General features: G+C 58.1%; 11 protein-coding genes. 1 reads left to right on the top strand and 10 read right to left on the bottom strand.

The window, feature by feature from the left end; genetic code table 11:
- Positions 1-74: 74 nt before the first annotated feature.
- From epsE to epsL, 4 genes are all read right to left on the bottom strand, one after another.
- On the bottom strand, positions 75-869 hold the full coding sequence (gene epsE / locus ACWHXP_RS09945; RefSeq protein WP_259434887.1) for a polysaccharide export protein EpsE: 795 nt from the start codon (positions 867-869) through the stop codon (positions 75-77).
- Positions 870-939: 70 nt separating this feature from the next.
- Complete coding sequence (locus tag ACWHXP_RS09950) at positions 940-1,869, bottom strand: EpsD family peptidyl-prolyl cis-trans isomerase (protein ID WP_259434886.1); 930 nt, start codon at positions 1,867-1,869, stop codon at positions 940-942.
- A gap of 125 nt (positions 1,870-1,994) precedes the next feature.
- Entirely contained in the window at positions 1,995-3,404 is a 1,410-nt protein-coding gene (locus ACWHXP_RS09955) for an undecaprenyl-phosphate glucose phosphotransferase (protein WP_259434885.1), read from the bottom strand.
- Positions 3,405-3,414: 10 nt separating this feature from the next.
- Entirely contained in the window at positions 3,415-4,653 is a 1,239-nt protein-coding gene (gene epsL, locus ACWHXP_RS09960) for an XrtB/PEP-CTERM-associated polysaccharide biosynthesis outer membrane protein EpsL (protein ID WP_489633926.1), read from the bottom strand.
- Positions 4,654-5,096: 443 nt separating this feature from the next.
- Here epsL and ACWHXP_RS09965 point away from each other — a divergent pair, with 443 nt between their 5' ends.
- Positions 5,097-5,660 (top strand): phosphatase PAP2 family protein, encoded by a 564-nt coding sequence (locus tag ACWHXP_RS09965; protein WP_402706952.1) that lies wholly within the window; start codon positions 5,097-5,099, stop codon positions 5,658-5,660.
- 90 nt (positions 5,661-5,750) lie between these two features.
- Here the strand turns inward: ACWHXP_RS09965 and ACWHXP_RS09970 are convergent, their stop codons facing one another.
- The 6 genes from ACWHXP_RS09970 to pheS form a co-directional block, all read right to left on the bottom strand.
- A complete protein-coding gene (locus ACWHXP_RS09970) occupies positions 5,751-6,833 on the bottom strand; it encodes a collagen-binding domain-containing protein (protein ID WP_489633925.1) in 1,083 nt (360 codons plus the stop codon).
- A gap of 226 nt (positions 6,834-7,059) precedes the next feature.
- On the bottom strand, positions 7,060-7,584 hold the full coding sequence (locus tag ACWHXP_RS09975; RefSeq protein WP_286866407.1) for a GNAT family N-acetyltransferase: 525 nt from the start codon (positions 7,582-7,584) through the stop codon (positions 7,060-7,062).
- Positions 7,585-7,743: 159 nt separating this feature from the next.
- Positions 7,744-8,145: a MerR family transcriptional regulator gene (locus ACWHXP_RS09980; RefSeq protein ID WP_034331538.1), complete on the bottom strand. Its 402-nt coding sequence runs from the start codon at positions 8,143-8,145 to the stop codon at positions 7,744-7,746.
- Between the two features lie 3 nt (positions 8,146-8,148).
- Positions 8,149-8,562, bottom strand: a complete 414-nt coding sequence (locus ACWHXP_RS09985) for an integration host factor subunit alpha (RefSeq protein ID WP_051057415.1) — start codon at positions 8,560-8,562, stop codon at positions 8,149-8,151.
- Between the two features lie 64 nt (positions 8,563-8,626).
- Entirely contained in the window at positions 8,627-11,053 is a 2,427-nt protein-coding gene (pheT, locus tag ACWHXP_RS09990) for a phenylalanine--tRNA ligase subunit beta (protein ID WP_489625330.1), read from the bottom strand.
- Between the two features lie 71 nt (positions 11,054-11,124).
- Positions 11,125-12,153 carry a phenylalanine--tRNA ligase subunit alpha gene (pheS, locus tag ACWHXP_RS09995; protein ID WP_034331543.1) on the bottom strand — a complete coding sequence of 343 codons (1,029 nt, stop codon included), beginning with the start codon at positions 12,151-12,153 and terminating at the stop codon, positions 11,125-11,127.
- Between the last annotated feature and the right edge of the window lie 128 nt (positions 12,154-12,281).

Here is a 12,281-nt window from a genome sequence, read left to right on the forward strand (position 1 = left end):
TCACGCCTCCTGGTTGGCGTTATACGCTAGCTAAAATAAAAGTCACGGTGCCGCCCCAGCCGGGGCCATCAATTTCAGAACCAGCTTTCCTTGACGTAGACGATGTCGTCCGCCTGCAGCAAATCTTCTTTCTTGACAGGGATCTCCTGCAGATTGCCATCCGGATCGCGACGCTTGACCATAAGGCCGCGCTCGGTGCCTCGTTGCGTCAGGCCACCGCCCACCGACAAGGCCTGCAACACGGTTGTGCCCCGCTCCAGCTTGTAGACGCCGGGACGCTGCACTTCACCGTAGATATAAAACCGCAGAGCGCGCTCGACATAGACGACATCATTGGCCCCCACTTCCGGCAGTGTCGTCGTGTCGCCGTTGTGCGTAATGGCATAGATGTCGACCAGTTGCTTCGTCACACCACCCTTGGCATCGTTGCGCACGATGGTGACCGCATCGCCCCCATCCGGGGTGACACCTCCGGCCAGCGCAATCACGTCAGCGACGTTGCGTCGTCCATCCAGCGAATAACGCCCTGGCTTGGTCACCTGCCCCAGCACCGAGACCATTTGGCTCTGTGGAACCGTGACGAGAATGTTGACCTGCGGATTGTTCAGGTAACCACCCTTCTTGAGCAGACCTGCAATCTTGGTTTCGGCCTGCGCCGTGGACAGGCCGCCGATCTTGACCTCTCCCACCAACGGATAGCTGATGATGCCGGCTTCGCTGATCCGTGTTTCCAGGCTCAGGTCATCACTACCATAGACCTTTACGCGGATCACGTCGCCAGCACCCAGCAGGATGTCATCGGCTTTGGCAAACAAACTCCAGCTGGCAAGCATCAGGCCGATCAACAGGAATACTATTTTTCTCGTCATTGTCATAACTCCGCATCACATCAGGTTCTTGATTCAGGCGTGTCTACGCCCGTATTTAGTTCAGACTTGCTTATTTGAATCCGGACACGCCACGTGAAATGACGTCCTTCTTAATGCTTTCCGGATCATTGGCAGCACCTTTCTGTGAGGCTGCCTCTGCACCACTAGCGTTGGCTTGCGCAGCAAGATCCGTGAATGACTTGGCCTGTTCCGAATACTCAATCTTGGCTTCGCCCTTCAGACGTTCCACGAGCTGCTCGGAGGCCTGGTTTTGCTTTTGCGTCACCAGATACTGGATGATCTGGGGTGTAGCTACTGCCAGAGACAAGGGTGCATTCTTCACATCCTGCAGCGACGTCAAGATCGCCGTCTGCCCTTCGAGCACCACAAACAATGCACCACGTTCCATCGTTTTGAGGCTGGCATTCATTTGCGGCGGCAGATCTGCTGAGGTCTTCACCACCTGCTGTCGCGCGTATTGGATACGATGCGAATCAAGCCACGCCACGACTTCATCCATTCGCTTGCCAGGCTGGTCCATCAAGGTATTGAGCTCAGGCGTAAGATTGGAGCGCGCGATGACCAGTTGCCCGAACTCATATTGCTTGCGCTGAGCAAACCAGTCCGGATTCTTGCGATACAGGTCCTCGACTTCCTGGTCCAGCGGCCGTGCCGGCGACTTCAATTTGCTGGCCACGTAGCTCTGCGCCAGCACCAGATTGCGTGCGCGTTCCATATCCGCCAGCACCGCGGGATCGGCATCAAGCTTGTCCTTCTTTGCTGCGTTGACCAGCAATTGCCGTGCCACCAGGCCATCCAGCAATTGTTTGGTCACTTGACTGCCACCGGTCTTCGCCAGCTCGTTGTTGACCTGGTGAATGGTAATTTCCTGCCCATCCACAATGGCAACGACTTGGCTAGTCGAAGATGCTGATTTCTTCTCACCACAGGCGCTCAATGCGACAAAAAGCATTGTCGAAACCAACGCCTTGACTGCCATGGAACGATGCTGTCGCACTGCTGCCTTCCCGATATTCATTTGAGCAAGCTTTCTTTTTATGTGTCACTAGTTGCCAGCGACAATGGGTGGTTCGCGTGGTCTTCGCCCCAGACGGGACTGAACCGTCAATAAGCGTTGTCGCGCTTGATCACCATACGCACGGTCTGGAAAATAATCCAAAGATCAAAAACCAACGACCAGCGGCGCAGATATTCAAGGTCGAATTCAATACGAGCTTTCATCTTGTCCAGCGTCTCGGTCTCGCCGCGCAGACCGTTGACCTGCGCCCAGCCGGTGATACCAGGCTTGACCTTGTGACGCAGCATGTAGCCCTTGATCTGCTTGCGGTACAGCTCATTGTGCGCAACCGCGTGGGGACGTGGCCCTACGATGCTCATTCTCCCTTGCAGCACATTGAAAAATTGCGGCAATTCGTCAAGAGAACTGGATCGCAGGAAACCGCCTATCTTGGTCAGGCGCATATCACCCTTGGTGGCCTGGGTAACCTTGCCACCGTCCTCCATGACCGTCATGGAGCGGAATTTGTAGACGACAATCTCTTCCCCATCCAGTCCATAGCGTCGCTGCTTGAAAATGACAGGCCCCGGCGAAGTCAACTTCACGCATATCGCGATGACCATCATCACCGGCAGCAACATGAGCAGGATGCAGGAGGCCAGAATCAGATCACTGGCGCGCTTGACGACATTATTGGTTCCGGTAAAAGGCGTTTCGCAGATGGCCATGACCGCCATGCCGCCCACGTAATCGAAGCGTGCCTGGATCAAATTGAATATGTAGATATCAGGAATGAAGTAGATGGAGGCAGTCGTATCCTGCAGCTCGTCGATCATCTGCAGCACTCGCGGCTGCGCAGAAATCGGCATGCTTATGTAGACCATGTTGATATTGTTTTCGCGCACGTACGCTGCTACGTCTGACATTTTGCCGTGCAAGGGCGTATAGGTACCGGGAGGCTGACGGTTGAGCTCGCGATCATCGAAGAAACCCATGAGCTTGATCATCAGCGAAGGATACTTCTCCATGCGATCGGCCAGCTTCAACGCGGCCGGATTGACGCCAATGATGATGGCCCTGCGCACCTCCCCCTTGGTATGCAGGTCGCGCATGACGCGCGACTGTACATGCTGCGAAATGATCAGCCCCACGGGCGTTGTCACCACCCAGAAGAAAATCGCGCGCAGCGAAAACTGCTGATAGAACTCGCAAATGTAGGCCACCACCACAAGAACGGCGGCTACGGCGATCCAGTCGAGTACCGGCGCGAAGACTGACACTCCCCTGGGATCCCGGCGCAGCCGACGCTCGTGGAATTCCGTAAAGAAATAGGATGAGAGGAAGAAGGCCATGATGGCCAGAACCCAGTAATCACCGCTGAACAAATGACCGCTAAAACGCACCAGCACCCACAAATACGCCACGATCAGCGCCGGCTCGACGAAGCGCTTGAATACCATCGTCATGGCATTGGGCTTGACGTTGGCCAATGGCAAGCCATCATGCAGGTCGCTCATTTTCGGTGCCTCAGAATTCATAGCGCGATGTCAGGGAGATGCCGTTGGACAAATAACTAAAACTGTTCAGATTTGACTGCAGGTTTTCACGGTAGACCGCCAACATAAGGGACAGGGAGGTCGTTGGCGAATAGGTCAGGCTCAGACTTGCCTTTTCATACGTATCCCGCCGGTTGGATGGTGTGACACCAGTGACGATGGCAGCGCCGTTGTAATTACGACGCTCGTAATCCACCAAGCCATCTACCCGCAGCTTGGCCGTAGGCAAGTAGGTGGCTGCCAGACTGGCACCGGTGGTTAACGCGAAGTTGGCATCGATATCATTGACGCCGCCGATTTCACGCCACAGGTTAGCCTTGAAACCAGTTTTACCAGTCGCAGCCCAATCAGCGATCAGTCGCGCGTTGAACCCGCGATAATCAGAACCACTCGCCGCCGAATTGCGCTCGCGCTGCGTGACACCACCGAGGAATTGCAACTTCGTCTTGGCGCTGTACAACCAAACGATCTTGGCCTTGTAGTCCTCCTGCGTGAAGGAGTTATTGACCGTACTCGTTCCGATGACGGCATCGAAAGGATAGTTACCAGTCGTCCTGCGCACCTGCACGCCAGCGATGCTCCCGCTGCGCGGCGTGTAATCGAGGCCGACTTCCGCGATATTCTGCGTGAAGTTGTTCGACTGCTGGGTCTGCAGGTCGTACGCAAGTCCGAACCGCGATGCCTGCATGCGCACCGTCCAGTCAGGGTGCAATTGCCAAGCCAAGTTGAAATACTTGGTATTCATCGTACGGATGTTGGGCTCAAGCGACCGGAAGTTCTGGAAAGGCGTCAATGACCTCGAGTAGACGTAACCCAAGTTACCGGACAAGCGCTCTCCTAGCACCCAGCCCCAATCGGACTTCAAATCCCGCGCATCATTGTCGAACTGACTGAAATGATCAAACGTATTCTTGGTCGCGCTTGCATCGAGCTGAAAATGCTGGCGACTGAGCATCTTGTCGATACGAAGACCGCCCTGCCGACTTTGCACATTGTCCGACAACTGGGGCGACCCCAACGAAGTACGCGCCGCATCAGGTCCACTCAGACGCAGCAAATTATCGTCATGCAAATATGTATACTGCACATACGGAACAACCACCTGACCGGGGTCCGCCGCGTATGCAAAAGGGCAAGTCACCGACACCATCAGAGCGCACATCCGCACCCGGGTCTTACGCTTGCTGCTATTGCGAAACTGCCGTGGCATCACGAATCAGCGCCCTTTCTTTTTAGTTTTACTTTTAAAACAATGGCAATGTTTGGCGTCCGCATTGCTGCACTGCAACACAGAAAAATTTAGAAGTAATCATGCATCATTTTTTAGATTTAGGCAAAAAAATGTGTACTACATTGCCCTGTAGAAAAGAATCCCGTAAGCATACGCGCCCCTAAAACTGCAGCAATCAGACAAAACAGCAGGGGCTTGTAGGACAAGCGGCAATTTTTCAATTTGATAACAAAATCGCAAAATCACACAAACTATTTATATCGCATTGCAGCAAACACTGAACGTTTATCTTGCAACAACAGTCACAGCGCTTTCACCGCGCCGCACAAACCGCCAATCTTCCTTGGCAACATTTCCTAGATCCTTCCCTTTCACTTAACTGAATGAACTGGCACACCATCACTTTTCTTGGCGACAGCACCATGACCATTCCCGGCGCCTGCATCCTGGCCCTCTGGATGGGTATCAACCAGATGTGGCGTCCGATGTTCGCCTGGCTGGTTGCCTTTGGCAGCGCCATGATGATCGTCGTCATCAGCAAGCTGCTCTTCATGGGGTGGGACATCAGCCTGCCGATGCTCAATTTCACCGGATTCAGTGGACATACCGCTTCTTCCAGTGCCCTCTATCTCTCGATTGCCCTGCTGCTCACCCAAGACAGCAGCCGCGTACGGCGTGCGCTGGCACTCACGCTGACCGCTCTACTGGTAACTGCCGTCGGCCTGTCTCGTCTTATGATCAAGGTCCACTCTGAATCCGAAGTCATGCTCGGCCTGCTGGTAGGTGCCGGCGCTGCCTGGGCCTTCGGCCGCTCACTGCAACAGTCGCCCCCGCCATTGCGTCACCTGCTGTTGCCGGTGGGCCTGGCCGCTGCGCTCATGATGACCGGCTTCGACAAGCCAGCACCCACCCAGAGCTTCCTGCAGGAAGTGGCCAAGACGCTGTCCGGTCGCTCCGAGGTCTACATGCGGCATGAGCCGCTCTGACACCACCCCTCCCCCGACACCAAGAAAAATGCCGCTCAGCATCGCGCTGAACGGCATCGACGATCTTGCTCTTGGGAATACTATGCAGGCTCAGGCTGCCTGCATACCTGGCAGCGCCACGCTCCGACGCCGCAGCGCCGCCACACCGATCACGATGGCCAGACCACCCAGCATCATCAGATATTGCTCAGGCTCGGGGACCGGGGCCACCGCGGCCAGGTTGCCGGTGAAGGATTGCAGGTGCAGCTCGGCGTTCTGAATCAAGCTGTTGACGAACACTCCGCCTTCAATGTTCTGGTTGTTGGTCAGGCTGGCGTGGGTAGCCAGGATCGAACCGCCGAACTGATTGTTGATGATCAGGCTGGTCGCATTGTAGAAGTTCCAGACGATGGACTTGCCCAACGACTGCGCTTGTCCACCCAGGAAGTTGGCACCGATGATCGCCGAGCTCACGCTGGAATTGATGATGATGGTGCTGGCACCATTGGCAGCGAAGGAAAATTCACCTACCGAGAACACCGACGCGCTGGTGGTGTTATCCAGATTGAAGACCGCGACACCCTGGTTATTGGCCACGGCATTGAAGGTGGCCTTGTTGTTCGCGACGGAGACCGTGCTGTTGGCGGCAGCCGTTTTGAGGCTATTGGACAGGCTGGTTAGCGTGTTGCTGAAATTGGTCGAGCCGGCAGCATCGGCATTGGTCTGCATCAGCGTGCTCGGCGACGACGAGCGGCCGCCATTGAAGTTGACCCCGATGGTGCTGCCCGCCACGTAGGCCGGGCCGTTCAGATTGCTGCCGATCACCGAACCGGCGATATAGCTGGAACCGCTGTTGACGGTGGAGCCAACGAGGGAGCCGCCAATATAGGATCCCAGTCCGTTGACATGCAGACCGCTCGCCGTCCCCATCACGGTCAGACCGGCGTAGTTCGATGCGGGCGTGCTGCCGTAGTGCTGCACATAGTCACCACCCGTGACCGAACCGCCGATCCAGGCCCGGCCATCGACGTGCGAATTGGAGGCGGCACTGCCCAGCACCACCAGGTTGAACTGCTGCAGCGCTTCAGCGCCAGTCAGCGGGGCCACGGCGGCCTGCGCAGCAGCACTCACACCAAGGGAAAGGAAAGGCAAGACAGCAACACCGGCCAGCACCGACCTGGAAAGACGCGACATGGAACGTTACCCCTTATAAAGGATGCCGCCTTCGCTTGTCAGACCAGGTGGCGGAAGTGAATTGATCGCGCTTGGAAGATGCAAATCCAAGCAAACTGTTGTAAATTTTTCATTAATTTTAAGACAACAGTTGTCGATTGATCAAGTGAAAAACTCGTTAACGCGCGAGCGTTAACTTTTTGCCACATTGACAACAATCAATCTTCCGCCAAGGCAAGCACCGGCACTAGCGTAACCGCCTGGACATGTAGAGCGCGCCCTCGCCATAGCTGGCCAGACTCCCACCCTTCCCTGCCAGCGCCTGCGCATCCTCGGCAAATCCCGCTGCCCGCCAGTAGGCACTTGATGCATGCACCGCCACCAAGGTCGCCATCGGCAGACCCGCCTGCTCAGCCACACGGCACAGATCGTCCACCAACTCCCGCCCGAGCCCGGAGCCGCGTGCCGCCGGCAGCAGCGCGACATCATGCAGATGCAGGCAATCTGCCGCAGTATCCAGTCCGTTCAGCAAGCTGTTGAGGGATGGCGGCACGCCTAGACGAGCGGGATGCATGAAGGCGTAACCGATGACCTGCTCGGTGCCGTCCGCTTGCCCGCTACGCACGGCGATCCGGCAGCCAGGCGCAAACAAGGCCAGACGTTCTGCGAAGACTTCTTCTGCTTCGAAATAGCCAGCGTGAACCAAGTCAGCGATCGCCATCACGTGCGGCAAGTCAGCCGCCCGCATCGGACGCCATTGATAAGGACTCATGGTGAGATCTCCGTCTGTTGGCCGGGAGCACCCCGGAAATGAACACGCCACACGGTGGCCGATGAGGACCAGCGTGTGGCGCGTAAAAATAAAAACTGGGAAGCGAGAAAGCTTATGTTGGTCGGCAAGATCTCCGGCGCAACAACCCTGGCACGTAAATCAGGCGGCAGCCCCGGGCTTCAGGGTTTCCAGCACGGCTTGCAACTCCGTCCGCAAGGCATCGATGGCAGCCTCGTCCAGGCTGATGACGGGACGCTGCGGCTCTTGCGGCTGCTCGGCCTCGTGCGTGCCGTCAAGCTTGTTGCGGGCACCGCTGATGGTGAAGCCTTGTTCATACAGCAGTTCACGGATGCGGCGGATCAACAGCACTTCGTGGTGCTGGTAATAACGCCGGTTGCCGCGGCGCTTCACCGGTTTGAGCTGGGTGAATTCCTGTTCCCAGTAGCGCAACACGTGCGGCTTCACACCGCACAGTTCGCTGACCTCGCCTATCGTGAAATAACGCTTGGCCGGGATGGGCGGCAAGACGATGGCCGCCGGTTTGTTGACACGATCGTTCATAGATTAGACGGACATTTCAACGGCGTCGCCGCTGGAGAGTTCCACCATTTCCTTCAATTTCTGGCTGGCGTGGAAGGTCACGACGCGGCGCGCAGTGATGGGGATTTCCTCGCCAGTCTTGGGATTGCGGCCAGGCCGTTGCGGCTTGTCGCGCAGCTGGAAATTACCGAAGCCGGACAGCTTGACGGCCTCGCCACGTTCGAGAGCGTTGCGGATCTCGTCGAAGAAGGTTTCCACCATGTCCTTGGCTTCGCGCTTGTTCAGACCGACCTGCTCGAACAAAAGTTCGGCCAGCTCGGCCTTGGTCAGCGTCGGCAGGTTCTTGTCGGCCTGCGAACGTGCCTGGGATTCCAGTACGGCACGATGCAGGTCGGCGTCCAGCACGGATTGAAATTCGTTCGAATTCACGTTGTTCATGGCGATGAATGACTGGGCCTCAACCGATTCCGGTCTGTAATTATTTTCGCTCTCGGACATCACATCAGGCACGCAACCTGGCGCCGAGCTTGGCGCTCGCCGCGGCCACCAGTGCATTCACCGCAAGGTCAACCTTGTCATCCTGAAGGGTGTTTTGAGTATCTTGCAAGGTGCAGCGGAACGCAAGGCTTTTTTCGTCCGCTTCCAGCCCCTTGCCTTGATATTCATCAAATAAAACAAGGGCTTGCAAGATGCCGCAATCCGGATTGGCCTGCTTTTCAGCGGCAAAAACGTCCAGCAATTGCTGCGCACCGACCGAGTGTTTGACCACCAGAGCGATGTCGCGGCTGACCGCCGGGAACTTGGAGATTTCCGAGTAGGACGGCAGGTCACGCTCCTGCAGCGCCTCGGCATCCACCTCGAAGACCACGGGGGCCAGCGGCAGGTCGTACTTCTGCTGCCACTTGGGATGCAATTCTCCGATCACGCCGACCACCTTGTCACCCAGCAGTACATGCGCAGTGCGTCCAGGATGCAGCGCCGGATGTTCGGCCTTGACGAAACGCAGCGCGCGCGGCGCGAACAGCGCTTCCAGGTCGGCCTTGACGTCGAAGTAATCGACGTTGCGGGTCGGCTGGCCCCACTGTTCCTCGGCCACCGGACCATAGGCCAATGCGGCCACGCGCTTGGGTTGCTCGAAACCGGCGACAGCCAGCGGACCATCGGTGATGGCGGCGTTCTTGTGGAACACGGCACCCGCTTCGAAGACGCGGATACGCGCTGCCTTGCGGTTGACGTTGTAGCGTGCATTGGCGACCAGTCCGGCGATGAGCGAAGAACGCATCACGCTCATCTGGCTGGCGATCGGGTTCAACAGCTTGATGGGATCGGTGTTGCCGGCGAAGTCAGCTTCCCAGGCACTTTCCACGAAGCTGAAGTTGACCACTTCCTGATAGTCCTGATCGGCCAGCAGGCGGCGGATGGCGAACAGCGAACGGGTGTTCTCGGGCGCGATGCGCATGGCATTGGCGGCTACCGGCGGCAGTGCCGGGATGTTCTCGAAACCGTAGACGCGGGCCACTTCTTCGATCAAGTCTTCCTCGATCTCGATGTCGAAGCGATAGGACGGCGGCGTCACCGAGAACAGGCCAGGCTGGTAGTCGAAAGACAGGCCCAGACGCTTGAAGATATCCGACACCATCTCGTCAGTGATCTCCACGCCGATCACCTTGGCCGCACGCGCGGTGCGCAGCGCGACCGGTTCACGCTTGGGCAGGTTGACGATCTGGTCGTCGACCGGGCCGACGCGGGTCTCGGGGGTACCGCAGATTTCCAGCAACAGCGCGGTGATGCGCTCGATGTGATCGACCACGGTGGCGAAGTCGACGCCACGCTCGAAGCGATGCGCGGCATCGGTCGAGAAGTTGTAGCGGCGCGCACGGCCCTGGATCGCCTGCGGGAACCAGAATGCGGCTTCCAGGTAGATGTTGGTGGTGTCCAGCGAAACCGCAGTGGCATCGCCCCCCATGATGCCGGCCAGGGATTCGATTTCCTTGTCGTCGGAGATCACGCCGACCCACTCATCGACTTCCACGGTATTGCCGTTGAGGAGCTTCAGGGATTCGCCCTTGCGGCCCCAGCGCACGTCCAGGCCGCCATGGATCTTGTCGAGGTCGAACACGTGCGAGGGACGGCCCAGCTCCAGCATCACGTAATTGGAGATGTCCACCAGCGCCGAGATCGGTCGCTGGCCGCTGCGCTCCAGGCGCTGCTTCATCCACTGCGGGGTGGCGGCCTTGGCATTGAGGCCACGGATCACGCGGCCGGCAAAACGGCCGCACAGGTCGGGCGCGGAAATGCGCACCGGCAGCTTCTCGTCCAGGTTGACGGCGGCGGCCTGATAGACCGGGGCCTTCAGTGGGGTGCCCGTGAGCGCAGAAACTTCACGTGCCACACCCAGCACCGACAGGCAATCCGCCTTGTTGGGGGTCAGCTTGATGGTGAACTTCAGGTCGTTCAGTTGCAGATAGTCGCGGAAATTCTGGCCGACCGGTGCATCGTCGGGCAGCTCCAGCAGGCCACCGTGATCTTCCGACAGCTTCAGTTCGCGGGCCGAGCACAGCATGCCTTGCGACTCCACGCCGCGCAGCTTGCCGACCTTGATCTCGAAGGGCTTGCCATCGGCACCCGGCGGCAATACGGCACCGACCATGGCGCAAGGCACCTTGAGACCGGCGCGCACGTTGGGCGCGCCACAGACGATGTTGAGGATGGTGCCGGTATGAACATTCACGCGGCACACGTTCAGGCGATCCGCATCCGGATGCTTGGAGACTTCCAGCACTTCGCCCACCACCACATTGGTGAAGGGAGGCGCAACCGGTTCGACTTCCTCAACTTCCAGACCGGACATGGTCAGCAGGTGCGACAGTTCATCCGAGGTCATGGTCGGATTGACCATGGTACGCAGCCAGTTTTCAGAGAATTGCATGATTCAGACTTTCAGCTATCGGCTATGAGCCGGAGGCACGCCACGACAGCGCGGCGTCCTGCGTGATCGAATTAATTGAATTGCTTCAGGAAGCGCAGGTCGCCTTCGTAGAACAGGCGCAGGTCGTTGATCCCGTAACGCAGCATGGTCAGGCGCTCCAGGCCCGAGCCGAACGCGAAACCGATGTACTGTTCAGGATCCAGACCCATGTTGCGCACCACCGTCGGGTGCACCTGGCCAGCGCCGGAGACTTCCAGCCAGCGGCCCTTCAGGGGACCGCTGCCGAAGGCGATGTCGATCTCGGCCGAAGGTTCGGTGAAGGGAAAATACGAGGGACGGAAGCGTACCTGCAGGTCGTCGGTCTCGAAGAAGGCCTTGACGAAGTTGAGGTACACGCCCTTGAGGTCGGCGAAGCTGATGTCCTCGGCGATCCACAGGCCTTCGACCTGATGGAACATCGGCGAGTGGGTAGCATCGCTGTCAACACGATAGGTGCGGCCCGGTGCGATGACCTTGATGGGCGGCTTGTTCATGCGGGCGTAGCGCACCTGCATCGGGCTGGTGTGGGTACGCAGCAGCAGCGGCTTGCCCTGGGTGTCGTTGCCTTCGATGTAGAAGGTGTCCTGCATCGAGCGCGCCGGGTGGTTCTCGGGGCTGTTCAATGCGGTGAAATTGGTCCAGTCGGTCTCGATCTCGGGACCGTCGGCGACATCAAAACCGATGGAGCGGAAGATTTCCTCGACGCGCTGCCAGGAGCGCATCACGGGGTGGATGCCGCCCACGCCACGGCCGCGGCCCGGCAAGGTGACATCGATGGCTTCCGCATTCAGGCGCGCCTGCATCTGGGCATTGGCCAGTGCATCGCGGCGTGCGGTCAGCGCGGTTTCGATCTGTTCCTTGGCGACGTTGATGATCGCCCCTTGTACCTTGCGCTCTTCCGGCGCCAGCTTGCCCAGTCCCTTCATCTGCTCGGTGATCTGGCCGGTCTTGCCGAGGTACTTGGCCTTGGCGTTTTCCAGTGCGGCGGCGTCGGGCGCGGCGGCGAAATCAGCCTGCGCCTGCGTGACCAGTTGGCCCAGGAGTTGGTCTAGGGGATTCATGCGGTAAGTCTCGCTCCAATCGAAAATCCGACGACGAAGTCGAAAAGAAGGGATTCACGGAAGGTGAATCAAAAAAATCCACGAAACCGTGGATCAAAAACATACGGGGCATCGGTGTATCACCTCTG

This window comes from Herbaspirillum sp. Her2, assembly GCF_057961375.1.

Bases quoted from the DNA above. Each gene is read 5' to 3' on its own strand.
- epsE (WP_259434887.1), bottom strand. From the start codon at position 869: ATGACGAGAAAAATAGTATTCCTGTTGATCGGCCTGATGCTTGCCAGC.
- ACWHXP_RS09950 (WP_259434886.1), bottom strand. From the start codon at position 1,869: ATGGCAGTCAAGGCGTTGGTTTCGACAATGCTTTTTGTCGCATTGAGC.
- ACWHXP_RS09955 (WP_259434885.1), bottom strand. From the start codon at position 3,404: ATGAGCGACCTGCATGATGGCTTGCCATTGGCCAACGTCAAGCCCAAT.
- epsL (WP_489633926.1), bottom strand. From the start codon at position 4,653: ATGCCACGGCAGTTTCGCAATAGCAGCAAGCGTAAGACCCGGGTGCGG.
- ACWHXP_RS09965 (WP_402706952.1), top strand. From the start codon at position 5,097: ATGACCATTCCCGGCGCCTGCATCCTGGCCCTCTGGATGGGTATCAAC.
- ACWHXP_RS09970 (WP_489633925.1), bottom strand. From the start codon at position 6,833: ATGTCGCGTCTTTCCAGGTCGGTGCTGGCCGGTGTTGCTGTCTTGCCT.
- ACWHXP_RS09975 (WP_286866407.1), bottom strand. From the start codon at position 7,584: ATGAGTCCTTATCAATGGCGTCCGATGCGGGCGGCTGACTTGCCGCAC.
- ACWHXP_RS09980 (WP_034331538.1), bottom strand. From the start codon at position 8,145: ATGAACGATCGTGTCAACAAACCGGCGGCCATCGTCTTGCCGCCCATC.
- ACWHXP_RS09985 (WP_051057415.1), bottom strand. From the start codon at position 8,562: ATGAACAACGTGAATTCGAACGAATTTCAATCCGTGCTGGACGCCGAC.
- pheT (WP_489625330.1), bottom strand. From the start codon at position 11,053: ATGCAATTCTCTGAAAACTGGCTGCGTACCATGGTCAATCCGACCATG.
- pheS (WP_034331543.1), bottom strand. From the start codon at position 12,153: ATGAATCCCCTAGACCAACTCCTGGGCCAACTGGTCACGCAGGCGCAG.